This is a genomic window from Mucilaginibacter rigui (assembly GCF_014773275.1).
In the GTDB taxonomy this organism is placed as follows: domain Bacteria; phylum Bacteroidota; class Bacteroidia; order Sphingobacteriales; family Sphingobacteriaceae; genus Mucilaginibacter; species Mucilaginibacter rigui_A.
Map to the genome: position 1 here is coordinate 57,119 of NZ_JACWMW010000001.1, position 21,897 is coordinate 79,015.

The 21,897-nt window shown below is 45.5% G+C and carries 17 protein-coding genes; 13 read left to right on the forward strand and 4 right to left on the reverse strand.

The window, feature by feature from the left end; translation table 11 throughout:
• Positions 1–36: 36 nt before the first annotated feature.
• The 6 genes from IDJ75_RS00255 to IDJ75_RS00280 all read left to right on the forward strand — a co-directional run bounded on the left by IDJ75_RS00255 (position 37) and on the right by IDJ75_RS00280 (position 7,857).
• On the forward strand, positions 37–540 hold the full coding sequence (locus tag IDJ75_RS00255; protein ID WP_191173619.1) for a MarR family winged helix-turn-helix transcriptional regulator: 504 nt from the start codon (positions 37–39) through the stop codon (positions 538–540).
• Positions 527–2,086 (forward strand): histidine ammonia-lyase, encoded by a 1,560-nt coding sequence (gene hutH / locus IDJ75_RS00260; protein WP_191173620.1) that lies wholly within the window; start codon positions 527–529, stop codon positions 2,084–2,086. The genes IDJ75_RS00255 and hutH overlap by 14 nt, the downstream gene beginning before the upstream one ends.
• Complete coding sequence (hutU, locus tag IDJ75_RS00265) at positions 2,061–3,740, forward strand: urocanate hydratase (RefSeq protein WP_224746441.1); 1,680 nt, start codon at positions 2,061–2,063, stop codon at positions 3,738–3,740. The genes hutH and hutU overlap by 26 nt, the downstream gene beginning before the upstream one ends.
• Positions 3,741–4,136: 396 nt before the next feature.
• The gene (gene hutI / locus IDJ75_RS00270; protein ID WP_191173621.1) at positions 4,137–5,357 is read left to right on the forward strand and encodes an imidazolonepropionase; all 1,221 of its coding nucleotides are present in this window, start codon (positions 4,137–4,139) and stop codon (positions 5,355–5,357) included.
• Positions 5,358–5,510: 153 nt separating this feature from the next.
• On the forward strand, positions 5,511–7,196 hold the full coding sequence (ftcD, locus tag IDJ75_RS00275; protein WP_191173622.1) for a glutamate formimidoyltransferase: 1,686 nt from the start codon (positions 5,511–5,513) through the stop codon (positions 7,194–7,196).
• A 49-nt stretch (positions 7,197–7,245) separates the two neighbouring features.
• The gene (locus IDJ75_RS00280) at positions 7,246–7,857 is read left to right on the forward strand and encodes a DUF4142 domain-containing protein (RefSeq protein WP_191173623.1); all 612 of its coding nucleotides are present in this window, start codon (positions 7,246–7,248) and stop codon (positions 7,855–7,857) included.
• A gap of 96 nt (positions 7,858–7,953) precedes the next feature.
• Here IDJ75_RS00280 and nagB read toward each other — a convergent pair whose 3' ends face one another.
• Positions 7,954–9,873, reverse strand: coding sequence for a glucosamine-6-phosphate deaminase (nagB, locus tag IDJ75_RS00285; RefSeq protein WP_191173624.1), 1,920 nt, complete (start codon positions 9,871–9,873; stop codon positions 7,954–7,956).
• Between the two features lie 374 nt (positions 9,874–10,247).
• Between nagB and IDJ75_RS00290 the strand changes: the two genes are divergently transcribed.
• From IDJ75_RS00290 to IDJ75_RS00305, 4 genes are all read left to right on the forward strand, one after another.
• Positions 10,248–10,922, forward strand: a complete 675-nt coding sequence (locus IDJ75_RS00290) for a hypothetical protein (RefSeq protein WP_191173625.1) — start codon at positions 10,248–10,250, stop codon at positions 10,920–10,922.
• Between the two features lie 106 nt (positions 10,923–11,028).
• Entirely contained in the window at positions 11,029–12,924 is a 1,896-nt protein-coding gene (locus IDJ75_RS00295; protein WP_191173626.1) for a DNA topoisomerase IV subunit B, read from the forward strand.
• A gap of 163 nt (positions 12,925–13,087) precedes the next feature.
• Entirely contained in the window at positions 13,088–13,585 is a 498-nt protein-coding gene (locus IDJ75_RS00300) for a cytidine deaminase (RefSeq protein WP_191173627.1), read from the forward strand.
• Positions 13,582–14,241, forward strand: a complete 660-nt coding sequence (locus IDJ75_RS00305; RefSeq protein WP_191173628.1) for a GDSL-type esterase/lipase family protein — start codon at positions 13,582–13,584, stop codon at positions 14,239–14,241. Before IDJ75_RS00300 ends, IDJ75_RS00305 begins: the two co-directional genes overlap by 4 nt.
• Positions 14,242–14,345: 104 nt before the next feature.
• Here IDJ75_RS00305 and IDJ75_RS00310 read toward each other — a convergent pair whose 3' ends face one another.
• On the reverse strand, positions 14,346–14,771 hold the full coding sequence (locus tag IDJ75_RS00310) for a nuclear transport factor 2 family protein (RefSeq protein WP_191173629.1): 426 nt from the start codon (positions 14,769–14,771) through the stop codon (positions 14,346–14,348).
• Positions 14,772–14,940: 169 nt separating this feature from the next.
• Here IDJ75_RS00310 and IDJ75_RS00315 point away from each other — a divergent pair, with 169 nt between their 5' ends.
• The 3 genes from IDJ75_RS00315 (at position 14,941) to IDJ75_RS00325 (ending at position 20,443) form a co-directional block, all read left to right on the forward strand.
• Positions 14,941–15,459 (forward strand): YdeI/OmpD-associated family protein, encoded by a 519-nt coding sequence (locus IDJ75_RS00315; RefSeq protein WP_191173630.1) that lies wholly within the window; start codon positions 14,941–14,943, stop codon positions 15,457–15,459.
• A gap of 221 nt (positions 15,460–15,680) precedes the next feature.
• Entirely contained in the window at positions 15,681–18,590 is a 2,910-nt protein-coding gene (locus IDJ75_RS00320) for a DNA gyrase/topoisomerase IV subunit A (protein WP_191173631.1), read from the forward strand.
• Positions 18,590–20,443, forward strand: a complete 1,854-nt coding sequence (locus IDJ75_RS00325; protein ID WP_224746442.1) for a glycoside hydrolase family 35 protein — start codon at positions 18,590–18,592, stop codon at positions 20,441–20,443. Before IDJ75_RS00320 ends, IDJ75_RS00325 begins: the two co-directional genes overlap by 1 nt.
• Positions 20,444–20,517: 74 nt before the next feature.
• Here IDJ75_RS00325 and IDJ75_RS00330 read toward each other — a convergent pair whose 3' ends face one another.
• Both IDJ75_RS00330 and IDJ75_RS00335 read right to left on the reverse strand, forming a co-directional pair.
• On the reverse strand, positions 20,518–20,856 hold the full coding sequence (locus IDJ75_RS00330) for a hypothetical protein (RefSeq protein WP_191173632.1): 339 nt from the start codon (positions 20,854–20,856) through the stop codon (positions 20,518–20,520).
• Positions 20,857–20,938: 82 nt separating this feature from the next.
• Positions 20,939–21,805, reverse strand: coding sequence for an aldose 1-epimerase family protein (locus IDJ75_RS00335; RefSeq protein ID WP_191173633.1), 867 nt, complete (start codon positions 21,803–21,805; stop codon positions 20,939–20,941).
• Positions 21,806–21,897 lie beyond the last annotated feature (92 nt).

Here is a 21,897-nt window from a genome sequence, read left to right on the forward strand (position 1 = left end):
CTTGCATTTATATAAGCACTTATATAAATTGCATTCATGAATTTATACCAAAGTTTAGGATACCTGGTTTTCGGCAGCAGGCTTAGGCGGATGAGCGAAACGTTTTTGGCCGAAATAAACCGCATTTATCAAAATGAGGGCATTGAGTTTGATGCCAGCTGGTTTCCGGTATTTTACCTGTTATCGAAAAACGATTCTCTTTCTATAAAAGAGCTGAGCGAGCAAACTGAGGTTTCGCACCCGGCGGCAAGTCAGTTAATAACCAATTTAAGGAACCGTAACCTGGTAGAAACCACCGTTAGTGCCGATGACGGCCGCAGGCAAATGGTGAAGTTTACTGATAAAGGCAGGGCACTGTTAACACAGATCTTACCCGTTTGGGATGCCATAAGCGCAAGCATGGCCGAACTTGCTGAAAGCGACGAGGCGATCAAAGAGATACTGCCTGCCATATCAGCCATGGAGAATACCTTCCGTACCTACAACCTTGCAGGTAAGGTAAGTGATAAATTAAAGCCGATGCGCAATGAAAAAGTTTAATTACGGTACAGATCATCTTACTATTGGCATTTGCCTGGACATAGCTGCCGGCAAGGTGCAGGGCGTTATTAATGAAGCTGCTGCCGCACGAATCCATGCTTCATGGAAAGAAGTAGAGAAGATAGTACACACACATTTACCGGTATACGGTATCAATACAGGGTTCGGGCCACTTTGCGATACCCGAATCTCTGAAGAGGACACCAGCCTGCTGCAAAGTAATATCTTAAAAAGCCATAGCGTGGGTGTGGGTAAACCCATCCGGCAGGAAATTGCCAAGCTGATGCTGATAACAAAGGTGCAGGCATTGGCGCAGGGATATTCGGGAATTGCACCCGCTACTTTAGAGCGCATCATCTGGCATATTGATAACAATGTGATCCCGGTTGTGCCCGAGAAAGGTTCGGTTGGCGCATCGGGCGATCTGGCCCCATTGTCACATTTATTCCTGCCGCTGATAGGATTGGGATATGTGAATGTGGGTAATGAAAAGCATCCGGCAGGCGAGATATTAAAACAACACAACTTAAAGCCATTGGTATTAGGCCCCAAAGAAGGGCTTGCCTTAATTAACGGTACCCAATTTATATTGGCCTTTTCCATAAAAGCGGTTGAGCGTTTAAATAATTTACTGAACACTGCTGACCTGATCGGTGCGATGTCATTAGAAGGGCTTATGGGTTCTGCCCGTCCCTTTGATGCAAGGCTGCATGCCATTCGCCCGTATAAGGGTACAAAGCTTGTAGCGAAGCGGTTAGCTGCTCTGTTGCAAGGCTCGGCTATTGGTAACGCGCATGTAGATTGTGATAGGGTACAAGACCCATACTCCTTACGTTGTATGCCTCAGGTGCATGGTGCATCGCGTAATGCCTGGCTGCATTTAAAAGAACTGACGGAGATAGAACTAAACTCTGTTACCGACAACCCGGTAATTTTTAATGCCGATGATACCATAAGTGGTGGTAACTTTCACGGGCAGCCATTGGCTTTGCCTTTAGATTACGCCACCGTTGCCGCAGCCGAACTGGGCAATATTGCCGATCGCCGCTGTTACCTGATGAGCGAAGGCCGTTACGGCTTGCCAAAATTACTCACAGAACATGCCGGCCTAAACTCGGGTTTAATGATACCGCAATACACCACAGCAGCATTGGTTACCGAAAATAAAACCTTCTGTTTCCCGGCGAGTGCCGATAGTGTACCAACATCGCTTGGGCAGGAAGACCACGTTTCCATGGGTTCTATCAGCGGGCGCAAGCTGCACATGGTGCTTGACAATATTGAGTATATCCAGGCTATTGAATTGCTTTATGCCTCGCAGGCTATGGAGTTCCGCAGGCCGTTGCAAAGTACACCGATTATAGAAAGCCTGCACCAACTGGTGAGGCAGCATGTGCCCTACATAAAAGATGACAGGATCTTTGCAGATGATATCAACGCCCTGCATCAATTAATTATTAGCGGGCAATTCCAATCAACGGCATTGGAAACCGCCCAAAAACATAACATCCATATAAACGATGATGACGAGTTCGGAATTTATTAATACCTACGCCAACCACCCGGTATATTATGCCCCGGTTGGCAACCACTTGCACGCTAAAAGCTGGCAAACAGAAGCGCCGCTGCGTATGCTGCTAAACAACCTTAACGGGCAGGTTGCCGAAAACCCGGATGAACTGGTGGTATACGGCGGCATTGGCCAGGCGGCCCGCAACCCGGAATCGCTCAGAAAGATCATAGAACTTTTATTGGAACTGGATGATGACCATTCATTGTTAGTACAGAGTGGCAAACCGGTTGGGATCATCCGCAGTCACCCGCAGGCGCCACGGGTTTTAATAGCCAACAGTAATTTGGTACCCGCATGGGCCACCTGGGAGCATTTTAACAAGCTGCGTGCCGATGGCCTGATGATGTACGGGCAAATGACCGCAGGCAGCTGGATCTATATCGGTACGCAGGGTATTTTGCAAGGCACTTACGAAACCTTTGTGGAGGCAGGTCGACAGCATTTTAATAATGACCTTACAGGGAAGCTAATTGTAAGCGCTGGCATAGGCGGTATGGGTGGCGCGCAGCCCTTAGCTGCAACTATGGCGGGCGCTGTGTTTTTAGGTGCCGATGTAGATGTTACCCGTATTCAAAAAAGGATTGATAGCAAATACATAGATAAGTTAACCCACTCTTACGAGGAAGCCATTGGCTGGGTAAAGGATGCTATGGCTAAAGGCGAAACCCTATCTGTAGGGCTGGTAAGCGATGCCGGTGATATGCTGGAAAGGCTAATAGCCGACGGCATTGTGCCCGATATGGTAACCGACCAAACATCGGCACACGACCCGCTGAACGGATATATCCCTAACGGGTTAACGTTAAAAGAAGCTGCAGATCTGCGCAAAGCGGATGCGGAAGAATATAAACACCTGTCGTTAAAAAGTATGGCCCGCCATGTTGGCTTTATGCTGGAATTGCAAAAACGCGGCTCGGTTACTTTTGATTATGGTAACAACCTTCGCGAGTTTGCCAAACAGGGCGGCGAGCAAAATGCCTATGATTTCCCGGGGTTTACCCCGGCGTTTATCCGCCCGTTGTTTTGCGAGGGGAAAGGCCCGTTCAGGTGGGTAGCCCTATCCGGCGACCCTGAAGATATTTACAAAACCGACCGGGCATTGATGGAAGCCTTCCCGGAAAACAAACCATTGATCAACTGGCTGGAGAAAGCGCAAAAGCAGATAGCCTTCCAGGGCCTTCCTGCACGTATTTGCTGGCTGGGTATGGGCGAACGTGAAAAGGCCGGGTTGATTTTTAACGAACTGGTGGCAAGCGGCAAAGTAAAAGCGCCGATCGTGATCGGTCGCGACCATCTGGATTGCGGCTCGGTAGCATCGCCAAACCGCGAGACGGAATCAATGAAAGATGGTTCGGACGCTGTATCAGACTGGCCATTGCTAAACCTGATGGCTAACACCTCGGGTGGTGCAACATGGGTATCCTTCCACCACGGCGGTGGGGTAGGCATGGGGTACTCGCAGCATGCCGGTATGGTAGTAGTTGCCGATGGTACCGAACGCGCCGCAAGCTGCCTGAAACGTGTACTGCATAATGACCCTGCGATGGGCATCTTCCGCCATGCGGATGCCGGGTATGATAAGGCGAAGGATTGGGCCGATAGGTTTGGGTTGAAGGTGTGGGGTTAGTCATTGAGTCATTAGGTCATTGAGTCATTTGACGGGTGCAATAATAAGATCGTCATTGCGAGCGCAGCGTGGCAATCTTCGATAGAAAAGTAGGCGACAAGCATGTCGAAGATTGCCACTTCGCTATCGCTCCTCGCAATGACGGGTAAGAAAAGTCGCGTTAGGGATTGCAGCGGCTACCGGCCATGTGGCTAAGGCCTGCGCAGTATGAGCGTAAAGCCCGGGCCGCAGGTAACGCACATAAGGTGTTAACTCACCCCGCTTCGCTGGCGACCCTCTCTGCTTCGCAAAAGGGTGAAGAGAAAAGCAAAGCCCTCTTTGCGCGCAGCGAAGAGAGGGCGGGTCGAGCGAAGCAATGACCGGGTGAGTAAATTAGGGATAGGTAAGAAAACAAAAATGAAAAAACTAATAGGTCCGTTTACACAGATACTCCCCTTAACAGGGCTGCCTTTAAAGGGGGCGCTTAAGGACGAGCAATTGCATATTATTGCCAACGGCGGTGTGCTGTTTGATGACGGACTTATTATTGAAGTTGGCGATTTTGAAGAATTACGAAAAGCCAACCCATTCATTCAAATTGAAGAAGTACAAAGCCCGCAAGTGCTGCTTCCCGGATTTATAGATTGCCATACGCACATCTGTTTTGGTGGTAACCGGGCTAAGGATTATGCCATGCGCATTGCCGGTAAAACCTATTTGGAAATTGCTAAAGCAGGTGGCGGTATATGGGATACCGTAACCCAAACCCGCGCGGCTGATGAAGCAATGCTTGTGGAAACATTGGTGCAACGGGCTAACCGCCATTTAGCTGAAGGGGTAACCACCATTGAGGTTAAAAGCGGGTATGGCTTAAGCATTACTGAAGAGTTAAAGCAATTACGTGCCATTAAAACCGCATCGGCACAAACTAAAGCCAAATTGGTGCCTACCTGCCTTGCCGCGCACATGGTGCCTAAGGATTATGAAGGATCGCAGGCGGGATATTTACAGCATGTGGTGGATGATCTGCTGCCTGTTATTAAGCGGGAAAACCTTGCCAACCGCGTAGATATATTTATTGAAGAAAGCGCCATAAACACCAAAAACGCTTTGATATACTTAAACAAAGCCAAACAAATGGGCTTTGATATTACCGTACATGCCGACCAGTTTACTACCGGTGGCAGCGCTGTTGCCGTAGAGGTTGACGCGGTATCTGCCGATCACCTGGAAGCCAGCGGCGAGCATGAAATTGACCTATTAGCTGACTCAAATATAGTTGCTGTTACGTTGCCCGGGGCGTCGATGGGGTTGGGTATGCCATACGCCCCGGCACGTAAATTATTAAACGCGGGCGCCTGCCTGGCCATTGCCAGCGACTGGAACCCCGGATCGGCCCCAATGGGCGATTTGCTGATGCAAGCCGCCGTAATGAGCGCATCCGAAAAGTTATCAGCTGCCGAAGTATTCGCGGGACTGACCTATCGCGCGGCATCAGCATTAAAAATGGAAGGTGGTATATTAGCACCGGGCATGCCCGCCGATATGCAGGCCTACCCATGCGCCGACTACCGCGAAATATTATATTACCAGGGTAAATTAAAGCCGGCCAAAGTATGGGTTGGAGGAGATAAATAAAAGCGTCGGGCAGTGCGATTCCCTCCTACGGGAGGGTGCAGGGAGGGGTTTAATGAGCTTTGCAATTTGGCGAAACCCCTCCCTGCCACAACACAAGCCCTACACACCCCTCCCAAGGGAGGGAATTAAGAAAGGACTCAATGACATCGAAATATGAACCAACTAATTGAATGCGTACCAAATTTTAGTGAAGGTGTAAACCTGACTATCATTAAACAAATAACCGACGAGGTTGAATCTGTAGAAGGCGTTAGGTTGCTTAACGTTGACCCCGGCAAGGCCACCAATCGTACCGTGGTAACTTTTGTGGGCGAACCTGAAGCTGTGATACATGCGGCTTTCCTTGCGATAAAAAAGGCAGGTGAACTGATAGACATGAGCAAGCATAAAGGTGAGCACCCGAGGATGGGCGCTACTGATGTTTGTCCGCTGATACCGATCGCCAACATTAGCATGGAAGAAACTGCCGAATACGCAAAGCAACTGGCCAGGCGTGTTGGGGAAGAGTTAGGCATCCCGGCTTATTTATACCAGCATGCGCAGGCAGATAAGACCCGCGATAACCTGTCGGTAATAAGGGCGGGCGAGTACGAAGGTTTTTTCAAAAAAATAAAAGAACCAAAATGGAAGCCTGATTTTGGTCCTGCAGAGATGGATGTCAAACGTGGGGCTACGGTTATCGGTGCGCGCGATTTCCTGATCGCTTATAATATCAACCTCAATACCACATCAACCCGTAGGGCAAATGCCATTGCTTTTGATGTGCGCGAAGCCGGGCGTGTAATGCGCGAAGGCGACCCGGTAACCGGTAAAATTATAACCGACGAGAATGGCAAGCCGAAATCTATCCCCGGTACGCTGAAAAGCGTAAAGGCGATAGGCTGGTACATTGAAGAATATGGCGTTGCGCAGATCTCGATGAACCTGACGAACATCGAAGTTACCCCGATCCATATCGCGTTTGATGAGGTTTGCAATAAAGCGGCCGACCGTGGCATCCGTGTTACAGGCAGCGAACTGGTTGGCCTGATCCCGCTGAAAGCCATGTTGGATGCCGGTAAATACTTTCTGCGGAAACAGCAGCGCTCAACAGGGGTAAGTGAAAAAGAACTGATCAAGATTGCTACCAAATCCATGGGCTTGGATGAGCTTGGCCCGTTTAACCCGGATGAACGTATTATTGAATATTTATTAAAAGATGCTGCCGCAAGTAAGCTGGTGAGCATGAGCCTAACTGACTTTGCCGACGAAACCGCAAGCGAAAGCCCTGCACCGGGCGGTGGGTCTATATCGGCCTATATGGGCGCTTTGGGCGCTTCGCTGGCTACCATGGTAGCTAACCTTTCGTCGCATAAAAAGGGATGGGATAGCCGCTGGGAAGAGTTTGGTAACTGGGCCGAACAAGGGCAAAAATATAAAGATGAATTACTACGCCTGGTTGATCTGGACACCACCGCCTTTAATAAAATTATGGAGGCATTTAGCCTGCCAAAAGGTAATGACGCTGAAAAAGCCGCTCGCGACCAGGCTATACAGGATGCCACAAAATGCGCTATCGAGATCCCGTTTAAGGTGATGCAAACTTCTTACGATAGTTTAACACTGATACGCGCGATGGTAGAACAGGGCAACCCCAATTCGGTAACAGATGCAGGTGTGGCCGCTCTTTGTGCACGGTCGGCAGTAATGGGCGCATTTATGAATGTAAAGATCAACGCATCAGGCTATAAGGATAAGGCTTTTGTGGATGATATACTGAAAAGAGGGGTAGAGATAGAGCAGAAAACAATAGCTGCCGAAACTGAGATAATTGCTTTGGTGAATGGGAAGATAAAATAGCGTGGCATAATTGTTGGTTAATTATTTAATATATAATTAAATAAACGCCATGAAAAACGTATTAAAATTTTTATCAGTTGTAGTAATCACGGCTTTAGCATCGTGTAGCGGTAACGGAAGCAAGGGTACTGCTGATACTGATAGCACAGCAAGTTACAACAGTAACAGTACCGATGCGGCCATTGACAGTAACAAAAAGCAGTTAAAAGCCGAAGATTCTACCGAGGTATTTGACGACACCAAATTCGCGGTGGCTGCAGCCAACGGTGGTTTACTTGAAGTACAGTTAGGTAAGCTGGCGCAAAGTAAAAGTGTATCGCCAAAGGTACTTGAATTTGCCAAAATGATGGTTGAGGATCATTCAAAAGCTAATAAGGAACTGATGGCTATTGCCGGTGCTAAAACTATTACCTTACCTGCCATTTTAGATAATAAAACCCAAAAAGACTATGATGATATGGCTAAATTGGGTAAAACTGAATTTGATAAAGCCTATACCGATTATATGGTGAAAGACCATAAAGAGGATGTAGAGGAGTTTCAGAAAGAGGCGGATAAAGGGAAAGATGCCGAATTAAAGGCATTTGCTGCAAAACATGTCCCTATTTTGAAACACCATTTAGAAGCTGCACAGCAAGCTAATGATGCGGTAAAGAAATAAATAGTATGTAGCGGCGCAAAGTATTGTGGCTCTCCATACTTTAAATAAAAAAGGGAACGCATTTGCGTTCCCTTTTTTATGGTAGATATAGGGTTATTAATAATGATACCTTACAAAAGCTTCCATGGCTGCGTATTCGGCCATGCCTAATTTGTCATAACTCTGCGCGGTTTCACGGTTGCGGTCCTCGGCGCGCACCCAAAATTCGCGTGCATCATCACCCGGGAAAACAGGGCGGTCTTTTTGCGACTGGTGTTTAAAAATGGCGTTGCGCTTGCGTAATACTTCGGCAGGCGATAAAGGCACCGCCATTTCAATTTCGTAAGTTGGGAATTCCTGCCATGCGCCGCGGTACATCCAAACCCAGCAATCATTTACCCAGGCTTCGGTTTTACGCAATCGGCGTAAGGCCTCTATTACAATGTTAAAACAAACCACATGAGTGCCGTGCGGGTCGGCAAAATCACCCGCTGTGAATACTTGCTGGGGTTTTACTTTTTGTAAAAGCTCCATTGTTAAGCGCACATCCTCTTCGCCAACGGAGTTTTTTTTGGTTTTGCCCGTTTCGTAAAACGGCAGCGCTTGGAAATGGATATTACTGTCAGGCAATCCCGCAAATCGTGCTCCCGAAATAGCTTCGGTTTTGCGGATGAAACCTTTTACATCGCGAATTTCGGGGGTATCTACCTGGTTAGGGAGTTTTTGATCGATAAACTTGCGCATGTCTTCATATATCCCCTGTAGCCTGGCTGTATCCTCACCAACGCTTTGTTTAAAGTCGATAGCGAATTCCATATAGCGTAAAACGTCATCATCCCATACGGCAGTGTTGCCTGATGTTTGGTAAGCTACGTGCACGTCATGCCCCTGGTCAACTAACCTAATGAATGTACCACCCATCGAGATCACATCATCGTCAGGGTGTGGGGAGAATATGATAGAACGTTTGCGTGCAGGCTCGGCACGTTCAGGTCTTTGACTGTCATCAGCACCCGGTTTACCGCCCGGCCAGCCGGTTATGGTATGCTGCACCTGGTTAAAAATATCAATATTTATCTGGTACACCGGCCCCTGCTCAACGGCCAGTTGCGCCATGCCATGGTTGTTGTAATCCTCTTCTGTTAGTTTAAGAATAGGTTTACCAACCGCAGTGGATAGCCAGATCACGGCTTTCTTTTTCAGGCTGTTGTCCCATACACAATCAGATACCAGCCAGGGGGTATCAAAACGGGTAAGTCCCGATGCCGCGTCTTTGTCCAGTACAAATTCTACATTGTCTGATAATTGCAGGAAGGTGGCCGGTACTTCGCCCGAGATCTCGCCCTCTACAGCCTTGCGTACAATAGGCGCTTTCTTGGCACTCCAGGCCATCAGTATAATTTCGCGTGCTTTAAATATGGTACCCACACCCATGGTGATGGCTTTGGTAGGTACGTTTTGTTTGCCGCCAAAATCGCGTGAGGCATCGTTTCGGGTCAGGTCGTCAAGGGTAACCAAGCGCGTGCCCGAGTTTGGTGCCGAGCCCGGCTCGTTAAACCCGATGTGTCCGGTACGGCCGATACCTAAAATTTGCAGGTCTAACCCGCCAAGTTCTTCTATCTGTTTTTCGTACGCTAAACAAAATGCGGCTACTTCATCCTGCGGCAAGGTGCCGTCGGGGATATGAACCAGGCTTTTATCGATGTCTATATGATCGAAGAGGTTTTCGTTCATGAAAGTAACGTAGCTTTGCGCGGCATCTGGTTTCATGGGGTAATATTCGTCAAGGTTAAAGGTGATAACCCCTTTAAATGATAGGCCTTCTTCTTTATGTAAGCGGATCAATTCTGCGTAAACCTGTATCGGGGTAACGCCTGTTGCCAGGCCTAATACTGTGGGTTCGCCGGCTGCTTGTTTGGTACGGATGAGTGCAGCTATCCGCCCGGCTACTGCCACCGATGCTGTCTGCTGGTCGGGATATACCGTAACCGGCAGCTTCTCATAACGTGTTTCTTCTAATAAATTTAATCTTGCCATAATCAGGTTTATATAGTGTTATTTAATTCGGTCAGTTTAAAAAAGATGGTACAAAAAAAATCCTCACCGAAGTGAGGATTTACAACCAATTAACTATAAATTTTAACCCACTTAATGAGGATAGAAAGTATACATATTTTAATGACCGGTTTTTCATCATTGATGCAAACTTAATAAAGTTAAATCTAAAAAACAAAATACTTTTTAAATTATTTTAAAAAGATTAAAATTCCAGCTCAAAGCCAATGTATTGTATATGATGTAATTATCTAAATGTTTATTTTTTAATTTATATATATAATAATTTTATTTAATGTTTCAAATCATTTAAATTCGTTCATTGATTTTGTGTTACCTAATTAACCCGACGTGTTTTGAAGCAATTTAAACAAATATTACTTACGGGTATATTGCTGTTTTGTATTGCACCTATACTTATGGTAGAGGCGCAGAGGCGCACTTATAAAACTAAAAAGGTAGTGGCTGTAAAACAAGCCGCTAAACCTGTATCTATTAGTCCCCAACTAAAAAACTTTCAGCAGCTAACCGCTGCGGCAAACGTAAATTTCATTTTCCCGAAAGGTTTTAAAGAGATTAAGGCACCCAATAACGAGGACCTTTCTTTTGATTATGCCATGGAAATGCCCGGTAAGGAATTCGAGATCTGGTTCCAGGTAAAATCGCAGAAAGAGAATTACGCCAGCTACGAAAAATCTATAGGTGATAAAAGTAAAGCCCAGGCCAACCCCGACTCGTTGTACCTTGGGATGGGCACCGCGCATGCCCTCACCTTTGCTGGCGACAATAATTTTTTACAACGCACTATCCCTCCAAAATATTTGGCGCGTTACAACGCTGATGCAGGCAAATCATACCTGTTAAATCTGCAGGATGAAGCCGTTACCAAGGGTTATAAATACGCGTTGCTGATAACCCTGCAAAAAGACCATATCGGTACCATCCTGGCGGTTTGTTTTGCCAATGAAAAAGGCCCCGAGTTTTTTAAAAACATTGACAGGGCCAGCAGCTGCATAAAGTTTAAACCATAAGGCCCGCAAATGTTAATAAGTTGGCACATTTAAATGTTAATTTAAGTGGCATAAATTTATTTTTGCATACGGGCAAAATCTCTACCCAAAAACATTTGATCTGAACATGGCAGAAACAGTAAATTATGATGATGATAGTATCCGGTCGCTCGACTGGAAAGAGCACATCCGCTTAAGGCCGGGTATGTACATTGGTAAACTGGGCGATGGCTCAGCTTATGACGATGGCGTATACGTGTTGCTTAAAGAGATAGTGGATAACTCGATAGATGAGTTTGTAATGGGGTCGGGCAAAACCATAGAAGTGAACATGAGCGATCATAAAGTTTCTGTTCGCGATTATGGCCGCGGTATCCCTTTGGGTAAGGTGATTGATTGTGTATCAAAAATAAACACAGGCGGCAAGTACGATAGTAAGGCTTTCCAAAAATCGGTTGGTTTAAATGGTGTGGGTACAAAGGCGGTTAATGCCTTGTCAAGCTCGTTTACGGTACAATCATACCGCGACGGCCGCACTAAGATCGCCGAGTTTGCAAAAGGGGAATTGATACGGGATGAGCCCGAAAAGGAAACATCGCAGCGCAATGGTACAGCAATTAACTTTGTGCCCGACGATACCATCTTCCGCCACTATCGCTTTATCCCGGAGTTTGTAGAAAATATGATCTGGAACTACGTGTTCCTGAACGCCGGTTTAACGCTGAATTTTAACGGGCAAAAATATCTTTCGGAGCGTGGCCTGTATGACCTGTTGGCACGCAACGCCGATGCAGAAAACCTGCGTTACCCTATCATCCATCTAAAAGGCGAGGATATAGAAATAGCCATGACGCATGGGCAATCGTATGGTGAGGAGTACTACTCGTTTGTGAACGGCCAGCATACCACGCAGGGTGGTACACACCAGGCAGCCTTTCGCGAGGCGGTTGTAAAAACCATCCGCGAGTTTTATAAAAAAGAATATGATGCTGCGGATATCCGCGCGTCAATTGTTGCGGCCATTGCCATAAAGGTACAGGAACCGGTTTTTGAATCGCAAACAAAAACCAAGCTGGGTTCGCAAAATATTGGGCCGGAGGGGCCATCGGTACGTGGGTTTATCAACGATTTCCTGAAAAAGGAGCTGGATAATTACCTGCATAAAAACCCTGCTGTGGCCGATGCATTGCTGAAACGTATCATTCAATCTGAGCGCGAGCGCAAGGATATTGCCGGTATTAAAAAACTGGCGAACGACCGCGCCAAAAAAGCATCATTACATAACCGTAAGCTACGCGATTGCAAGCTGCATTTTGATGATAACCACGAGCGTAAGCAGGAAACCACCCTGTTCATTACCGAGGGTGACTCGGCCAGCGGATCCATCACCAAATCGCGCGATGTGCAAACCCAGGCGGTATTCAGTTTAAAGGGTAAGCCGCTAAACTGTTTCGGCCTAACCAAAAAAGTAGTTTACGAGAACGAGGAATTTAACCTGCTGCAGCACGCGCTGAATATTGAGGATGGTATTGACGGCCTGCGTTATAACAATATTGTAATAGCTACCGATGCCGATGTGGATGGTATGCACATCCGCTTGCTGTTGATGACCTTCTTCCTGCAGTTTTTTCCTGACCTGGTAAAAGCCGGTCACGTATCAATCCTGCAAACACCATTGTTCAGGGTGAGGAACAAGAAACAAACTATTTATTGTTACAGTGATGAAGAGCGCCGTAACGCCATAGCCAGCCTGGGTGTTAAGCCCGAGATAACCCGCTTTAAAGGTTTGGGCGAGATCTCGCCGGATGAGTTTGGTTTGTTCATCGGTAAGGATATCAGGCTCGACCCTGTGTTCCTGAAAGATGCCAATATCAAAGCCCTGCTTGAGTATTTTATGGGCAAGAACACCCCAACCCGCCAGCAGCACATTGTAAATAACCTGCGTGTAGAGAAAGACGATGAAAGCGTAAACCCGTTAATAGCCGAAAATTTAGATGAGGTAGAATTGCCGGTAGCGGTGTAAATTAATTTTTGTAGAGACGCAATACTTCGCGTCTCTTTTACAGGTTGTTGATATTTAAAGAAATAACCCTTATATTGTATCCCCCAATCTTTTTTAGGTTGGGGGATTTTTTATTTAGAAACATAAAACACCCTATTATGTTGGATAGGGTAAGCGGAACAAAATGACAGAACACGAAATAAAAATAGCTTTTAAAGAATACGATAGCTTAGAAGAATTAACCCCCACCGATAAAAACCTATGTGCCGAAGCCGAAAAAGCCCTGGCAACATCCCATTCGCCATATTCAAAATTCAGGGTAGGGGTAGCCTTGCAATTACAAAGCGGTAAAATACTGTATGGCAGCAATCAGGAGAATGTTGCTTATCCATCGGGCCTTTGTGCCGAGCGGGTGGCCCTGTTTAACTGGGGTGCCAACCATTTAAACGACCCCATTGTAAGTATGGCGGTAACCGCCCATACAGATGATTTTGAATTACTGAAACCCGTAACATCATGCGGTGCATGTTTGCAGGTGATGGCCGAATGCGAGAAAATGCAAAACAGCCCTTTGCGTATGTTGTTATATTGCATTAACGGGCCCGTTTGGGAAATTAACGGTATACAAAGTTTAATGCCCTTTATGTTTTCTGAAGAACGTTTAGTACAATTACCACTATGAAATTAAAACTGCTATTATTTTTTGTTTTAGCAACGGCAGGTATAACTGCCCGCGCGCAGCAAGGCTTTCCGTTTGATAACGAGATTCGCGATTTTAAACAACAGGATAGCATCAGCATGCCTGCAAAAAACGGCATATTGTTTATTGGCAGTTCATCTATCCGTAAGTGGACAGATCTGGAAAAAAGGTTTAGCGGCAAGCCCATCATCAGGCGTGGGGTTGGCGGTTGCACCATTGAGCAATTGGTTAATTATTATACGCCATACATCATGTACCCGTATCACCCGCGTAAAATATTTGTCTATGCAGGCGAAAATGACATCGCCGCAGGCAAAACAGGTGAATTTACCGCCCGCGAATTTTACAAATTGTGGGCCATGATAAGGCAAAACCTGCCAAAGGCTGAGATTTATTTTATGGCGATAAAGCCCAGCCCAAGCCGGGCCAAATTCTTTCCAGAAGTAAGAAAAGCTAACGACTTGGTAAAAGATTTTTTAAAGAAGCGTAAAAACAGCTATTATATTGATGTGGCCTCAACAATATTAGACCCCGCCACACATCAGCCCGATACTACATTATTTGAAAGTGATATGCTGCACCTTAACAGCAAAGGTTATGATAAGTGGCAGGCAGCGCTGCAGCCGTTTGTGAAGTAATTTTTAACCCACATTATTTTGTAGTTCCTCCTTCAAGATCATTAAAATAAGAAAGGCCCTCCAATATACCGGAGGGCCAATCACACTCAAACACTAAAATTTAACTATTTAAACACACTATTAACGTTAGTAATTTTCCAGCCTTTACCGGTGTTGGCTATGGTTACATAGTTGGTGCGGGTAAAGTTGTTAAAAGCCATATCTACCTTCACAACTACCTTATTGCTGCTTTCGTCAACAACCTGGTTGGTGGTAGTGCATTCTTGTTCAATGTTTTCCTTGCCTTTAAGGTCAGCAATTATCTGGTCTTTTGTAAAGCTCAAAACATCGTTGCCGCGTTGAATGCTAAACGTTGCCGATGGGTCTATCACTTGTTTAAAATCACCTAATTTACCATGTGTCATGGCATCTATGTAAGTATTAATGGCGTGTGTTTTTGTTAAATTCGCCGGGGGCACATCATTGGCTTTTGCAAAACTACAGGCGGCGAAAAGGGCTAAGGCAATGGTTACTGATTTTAAGGTTTTCATAATGTTGTAAATTAAATATTGTAATTAATTTGTGTGCTGGTTGTAAACCGATCAGTTAGTTTTTATATCTATAAGATGCAGGCAGGCGCCCAATAGTTACAGCCTTAAATGTTAAATAAGCACATTTAACAAACATTTAACATTTGCCGCCTAATACATATATTTGAGCATGGTTGATTTTACCACCATAATTTTACAGGTAAGCGAACAAGGCGACAAAAACGGCTGGACCTACCTCGTAGTGCCGGCAGATGTTGCACAGCAATTACTGCCCGGCAATAAAAAGGCGTTTAGGGTACGGGGCAAGCTTGATGATTTTGCCATTGCCGGCATGGCTTTAATGCCGGTGGGCGGCGGCGATTTTTTTATGTCGCTGCGCGAGGAGATCCGCAAGGGCATCCGTAAAACAAAGGGTGCTATGGTGAGGGTACAGCTTGAGCATGATAAGGACTTTAAGATAGAGATACCTGCCGATCTGCAGGAGTGCTTTGACTTTGAGCAACCTGAAGCCTTCGAATATTTTAGCGGCTTGGCTAAATCACACCAGGGGTATTTTATTAAATGGATAACCGATGCCAAAACCGAAGAAACCCGCGCCAACCGCATAGCCAAAACCATTAATGCCGCCGTGCGCCGCATGGATTACGGCGCTATGCTGCGCGAGCAGAAAAAATTGAGGGGGCAATAAACTGCGACTGCACGGGCGCCGGGCCTGAATTGATAATTCTATTTCTTTTGATTACAGATCAATTTGCAAGCTGTTTGGTTTACGCTAAACGTTAAAGGTGTATTACTGTTTAAATGTTAGTAAAAAGGCTGTGTTTATAGCTAAAAACCACCTTTCAGCGCATCCGCATTTCTTTACATTATCTTATCTTTACCCATCCATAATTATTTTTTAGCTACAGCATGAGCGACGATCTGAACAATCCTGATATTCCTGAAAATAACGAAGACAATAAACTTCATAAAGTCACTTCTCTCGATGGGCTGTACGAAAATTGGTTCCTGGATTATGCATCCTATGTAATACTTGACCGTGCCGTTCCGCATATAAATGATGGGTTGAAACCCGTACAACGCCGCATCCTGCACTCATTAAAAGAACTGGACGACGGGCGTTTTAATAAAGGCGCTAATGTTATTGGTAACACCATGAAATATCATCCGCACGGTGATGCTTCTATTGGAGACGCCATGGTTCAGTTAGGACAAAAGGAATTGTTGATAGATACACAGGGTAACTGGGGCCGACCGGTTACAGGTGACTCCGCAGCAGCCCCGCGTTACATTGAGGCGCGTTTATCAAAATTCGCGTTGGATGTGGTTTTTAACCCCGATACCACCGTTTGGCAGGCCAGTTATGATGGCCGTAACCGCGAACCCATAACTTTACCGGTAAAGTTCCCGTTACTGCTGGCGCAAGGCGCCGAAGGTATTGCTGTAGGCTTGGCAACTAAAGTATTACCACACAACTTTGTTGAATTGCTGGATGCCTCAATAGCTGTATTAAAAGGCGACAGGCCAAATATAGTACCGGATTTTCCTACAGGTGGGATGGCGGATGTTTCTGCGTATAATGAAGGCCAGCGCGGTGGAAGAGTTCGTGTACGTGCAAAAATTGAAGAAAGAGATAAAAAAACTCTTGTCATTACAGAAGTGCCGTTTTCTACAACTACCGTTAGTTTAATTGAAAGCATTATATCTGCTAATGACAAGGGTAAGATCAAGATAAAAAAGATAGATGATCACACATCTAATGAAGTAGAAATTATAGTCCACCTGGCGCCGGGTATCTCGCCCGATGTTACCATTGATGCGCTTTACGCCTTTACCGATTGCGAGGTATCCATATCGCCCAATACCTGTGTTATACAGGATGATAAGCCACGCTTTATGAGCGTGAACGATATGCTGAGTGAAAGCACCTTCTTTACTAAAGAGCTACTGAAGCAGGAGCTGGAGATAAAGCTGAAGGACCTGATGGAGAAGATCTTTTTTAGTTCGTTGTTAAAGATCTTTATCCAGGAAGGGATGTACAAACACCCCGATTACGAGCAATCGTCAGATTTTGAAGGCGTATTGGTGGTGTTGAACAGGTTGTTCGAACCGTTCTTCCCGCAGTTTTATCGTACCATACTACCGGAGGATTATAAGAAACTGATAGATAAACCGATGAGCAGCATCACCCGTTTCGACGTAAAGAAAACGGATGAGCAGATCAAGGCATTAGAAGCCGAAATAAAAACGGTTAAAAACCACTTAAAACATCTTACCGAGTACACCATTGCCTGGTTTGAAAAACTTAAGGATAAATACGGTAAAGACCGCGGCCGCAAAACCGAGTTGCGCACTTTTGACAGGGTGGAAGCCTCGCAGGTAGCATTAGCCAATGTAAAACTTTTTGTAAACAGGGTTGATGGATTCATTGGCTCGGGTTTAAAGAAAGACGAGAATGTTGAACTTGTGGGCGAATGTTCTGACATCGACGATATCATCGTGTTCCGTGCAGATGGCCGGTTCATTGTAACCAAGGTACAGGATAAGGTTTTTGTGGGTAAGGATATTGAACATGTTGCTGTATTTAAAAAGAACGATGAGCGCACCGTTTATAACATGATTTATAAGGACGGGCAAAGCGGCGTAAGTTATATCAAGCGTTTCTCGGTAACGGGCGTAACCCGCGATAAGGAGTACGACCTGACCAAAGGCAGCAAAGGCTCAAAAATGCTTTACTTTACTGCTAACCCAAATGGCGAGGCCGAAGTGGTTAACGTACAGTTGAAGCCCCACGCCAAACTAAAAAAACTAAATTTTGACGAGGATTTTGCAGCGCTTGCCATAAAAGGCCGGGCATCTATCGGTAACATGGTTACCAAGTACCCGGTTAAAAAGGTGATACTGAAAAGTAAGGGAATCTCCACGCTGGCCGGCCGTAAAATATGGTACGATGATATCCTGAAACGCCTGAATGCAGATGGCCGTGGTAAGTACCTGGGCGAGTTTGACGGCGACGACCGCATACTTACCGTGATGAGCAATGGTATTTATGAGCTAACCAGTTTCGACCTCAATAACCACTTTGATGATAAGATGATCGTTATTGAAAAATACGATCCTGCCAAAGTATTTGCCGTGGTGCATTACGATGGCAAATCAAAAAATTACATGGTGAAACGTTTTGTGTTTGAGAACACCGTAATTGGTAAGCAAACCAGTATCATCAGCGATGAGAGCGGCTCAAAACTGATCATCATCTCAGGCGCGGCACAGCCTGTTGTTAAGGTAGAACAGTTAAAAGGTAAAACGCTTATCCCCGAAGAGGCCGATCTTAACCTTACAGACCTTATTGATGTAAAAGGCATGAAGGCGATGGGTAACCGTTTGTCTGTTCACCAGGTAAAAAGTGTTGAACTGTTGACCGAGCATGATGATGCGGAGGACGTACCAGACCCGGCACCCGATTCGGTTGAGGATACCGAAATTGTGATAACCGGAGAGGATAAAGAAAATACCGATACCGCCCCTGCAGTAGCTGAAGCAAAGCCACAGGCTGCCCCGATACAATCTGAAGCGGCAAACCCCATTATAGGAAAACCGGTTGGACCAGCGTCGCAAGCAGAAGGGCCAAAGGCGAAAACGGACGAACTAAAGCCGAAAACGGACGAACTAAAGCCGAAAAAAGACGAATTAAAGTCGGATGATGGCGCTAAAGCGCCCGAGCCGCCAGGGGTACCACCGGCTAAGAAGGTTGACTTTGAGATTACCAATCCGGATGATATTGACATAGATGACAAAGGGCAGCTGGGATTATTTTAATGAGTGAGAAAGATATGTTGAAGAAGATATTTATTTATTGCGCCCTTTTTTTTGGCGGGCTTACCGTAGCTAACGCACAAACAGTTGAACACACCTTTGCCCTGGGCGATAGCACATTTTTGTTGGATGGCAAGCCCTTGCAGATGATCTCGGGCGAAATGCACTATACACGCATCCCCCGCGAGTATTGGCGCGAACGGATGAAGATGGCTAAGGCTATGGGCTTAAATACTATTGGTACCTACGTTTTTTGGAACGCGCACGAACCGGTACAGGGCAAGTATGATTTTACAGGAAATAATGATATAGCCGAATTTGTACGCATTGCAAAAGAAGAAGGCCTTTGGGTAGTACTGCGCCCAAGCCCATACGTATGCGCCGAATGGGAATTTGGCGGCTACCCGTGGTGGCTGTTAAAAGACAAGAACATGAAAGTGCGTAGTAAAGACCCTGCCTTTATCAATGCTTACCAAAATTACATGATAGAAGTGGGCAAGCAGCTGGCCCCGCTGCAGGTAAACCATGGCGGTAATATCCTGATGGTGCAGATAGAGAACGAGTATGGCTCTTTCAGTAACGATAAGGAATACCTGGCACAAAACGAGAAGATTTTTAGGCAGGCAGGTTTTGATGGCTTATTGTTTACCTGCGATGGCCCAAGCCAAATGCCTGCTGGTTATTTGCCAGGTTTTTTACCGGCCGTAAATGGCGAGGATGATCCCGCAAAAGCAAAGGCGCTGATCAATAAATATCACAATGGCAAAGGCCCGTATTATATAGCCGAATGGTACCCGGGTTGGTTTGATAGCTGGGGCAAGCCGCATACAGGCAGCAATGCCGATGAGGATGCCAAAAAGCTGGATAATATTTTATCGGCAGGCATCTCCATCAATATGTATATGTTTCATGGGGGGACCACGCGCGATTTTATGAACGGTGCCAACATGAGCCGTACCGAAGCCTACGCGCCCCAAACATCCAGTTATGATTATGATGCCCCGCTTGATGAAGCCGGTAACCCTACACCAAAATATTATAAGCTACGGGCCATAATTGCAAAACACCTGCCCGCAGGCGAAACCCTGCCCGATGTGCCCGAAAAGAAACGCCGTACATTTGGTTTAGAGGTAATAAAAGTAAGTGGGGTGGCAAACCTGTTCAGTAATTTAGGTGTTCCGGTAGAGTCTGAAAAACCGAAAAGCTTTGAAGACCTTGACCAGGGATATGGTTTTGTGCTATACCGTACCACGTTGGCCAATGCTATAAGCGGGATACTTAAAATAAAAGAACTACGTGATTATGCCACCGTTTATTTAAATGGCAAACGCATCAGCGTATTAGACCGCCGTTTAAAACAGGATACGTTACAGCTAAATAACCCAACTGCTAACAGTGTGTTGGATATACTGGTAGAAAATAATGGCCGCATTAATTATGGCCCTTACTTAACCGATAACCGCCAGGGCATTACAGATAAGGTAACGCTTAATGGGCAGGAACTTTTAAGCTGGAAAATGTACCAGTTCCCATTCGCTACAACCACAGGGTTCAAGTATCTGCCACAGCAAAATGAACCTGAATTACAGCCCGCGCTTTATCGTGGCACGTTCTCATTACGTACCACGGTTGATACCTACCTGGATATGAAAACCTTTGGTAAAGGGTTTGTATTTGTTAACGGGCACAACCTGGGCAAATACTGGAACATAGGCCCGCAGCAAACGCTGTATGTGCCTGCGGCTTGGCTTAAAAAAGGCACTAACGAGATTGTGATATTCGACCGGTTGAAGGGTGGGCACACAACCATTTCTACATTTGATCACCCGGTGTTGAACGAAGTGGTTAAAGAATAGTTATAAGATCGTATACAACAACAAAGGGCGCCATTTGGCGCCCTTTGTTGTTGTAAGTGTTCTTGTATTGCAGGTTACAGGATCAGGATCAATACTAAAATGATGATAATGATAGCACCAACTGAAAGGTAAATACCACCGCCACCCATGGCTTGTGCTTCGTGTTTCAGCTCTTTCAATTCCGATTTTAATTCTTTCTTTTCTGCTTTGTTTAACTGCGATTTATCCATCGCTTTGATCTCTTCAACGCGGCTTTTTATTTCTTCAACACGGGCCTCTTTCTGTTCTTTGGTCATGTTGGCAGCAGCTTCTTTATACGCATCTTTTTTATCATCAAAAGTTGCAGCGTTACTGTTAAAGGCAGCTACAGTCAGTAGCATCGTCATGGCGATTAGATAAATTTTCTTTTTCATAGTTGTAGTTTCTAAGTAATTATTTACTGATAAGTATAAAAGCAATTCAAATGTTTTAAAAAACTATAAAATAAATAACCTTTTAAATGCTAATGTAAAAAGATGCTTCAAAAACATGGCCCACAACAACCTTTTGTATGTCTTCTTTTGCTGTAATATCTTTTGGTTCGCCGGCGCTGTCAGCGCAGCCCAGCCATGGCTCAATGCATACAAAATCGGCACCGGGTTTGGCCCAAAGCCCCAGGTAATTAAAGTGAGGGAACTCTACCGATAAAGTTTGCTCATGCTTAGTGCTTTTAATGGTAACCATGCGCGACTGCAGGTTTTTAAAAACCATAGCGTCATCCTTAAACAGATCGCGTGTTAAGGCAAGTTTTTTACCGGGTGTTGGTACGGGTACCGTTTCGCCACTAAACAAGCCGTCTTTATTTAGCAGGTGCCGTTTTAGGCTTTCCTGGGTTTCAAACTCCAGGTAATAGTCTTCATAGTTTTCACCGGCGTTGAAGGGGACATTAAAAGCCGGGTGCCCGCCTACCGAAAAGTACACCGTTTTTTTATCGCGGTTAATCACTTTATAGGTTACCCTTAATGCATTTTCTATAAGCGTGTACAACACCTGGAAATCAAACTTGTAGGGGAACACTGCTAATGTTTTTTCGCAGTGGGGTAATGAAAAGCCTGCGTGCGCATCATCACTATCCAGCAAAATAAAATCCGATTGGCGTGCAAAGCCATGCCTGTTCATAAGGTAGCTTTCCCCGTCAACATGTAGTTCATTATTGAGCAGCCCGCCAACAATAGGGAACAGATTTGGCGCGTGGTAGCCCCAAATGTTTGGGTCGGCCTGCCATACTTGTTCAACACCGGTTTCTTTGCTAAATAACGAAGTTAGCTGCGCGCCTTTGGCATCAATCTTAACTTTCAGAAATTCATTCTCAAGGATGGTCATGCTGTGTGATGGTTTTAAAGAGATATCAACAAACAAGTTTGTATCTGGTTTCTATTGTATAAAAATAGGAAAAGATCGGAGTAATTATCAGC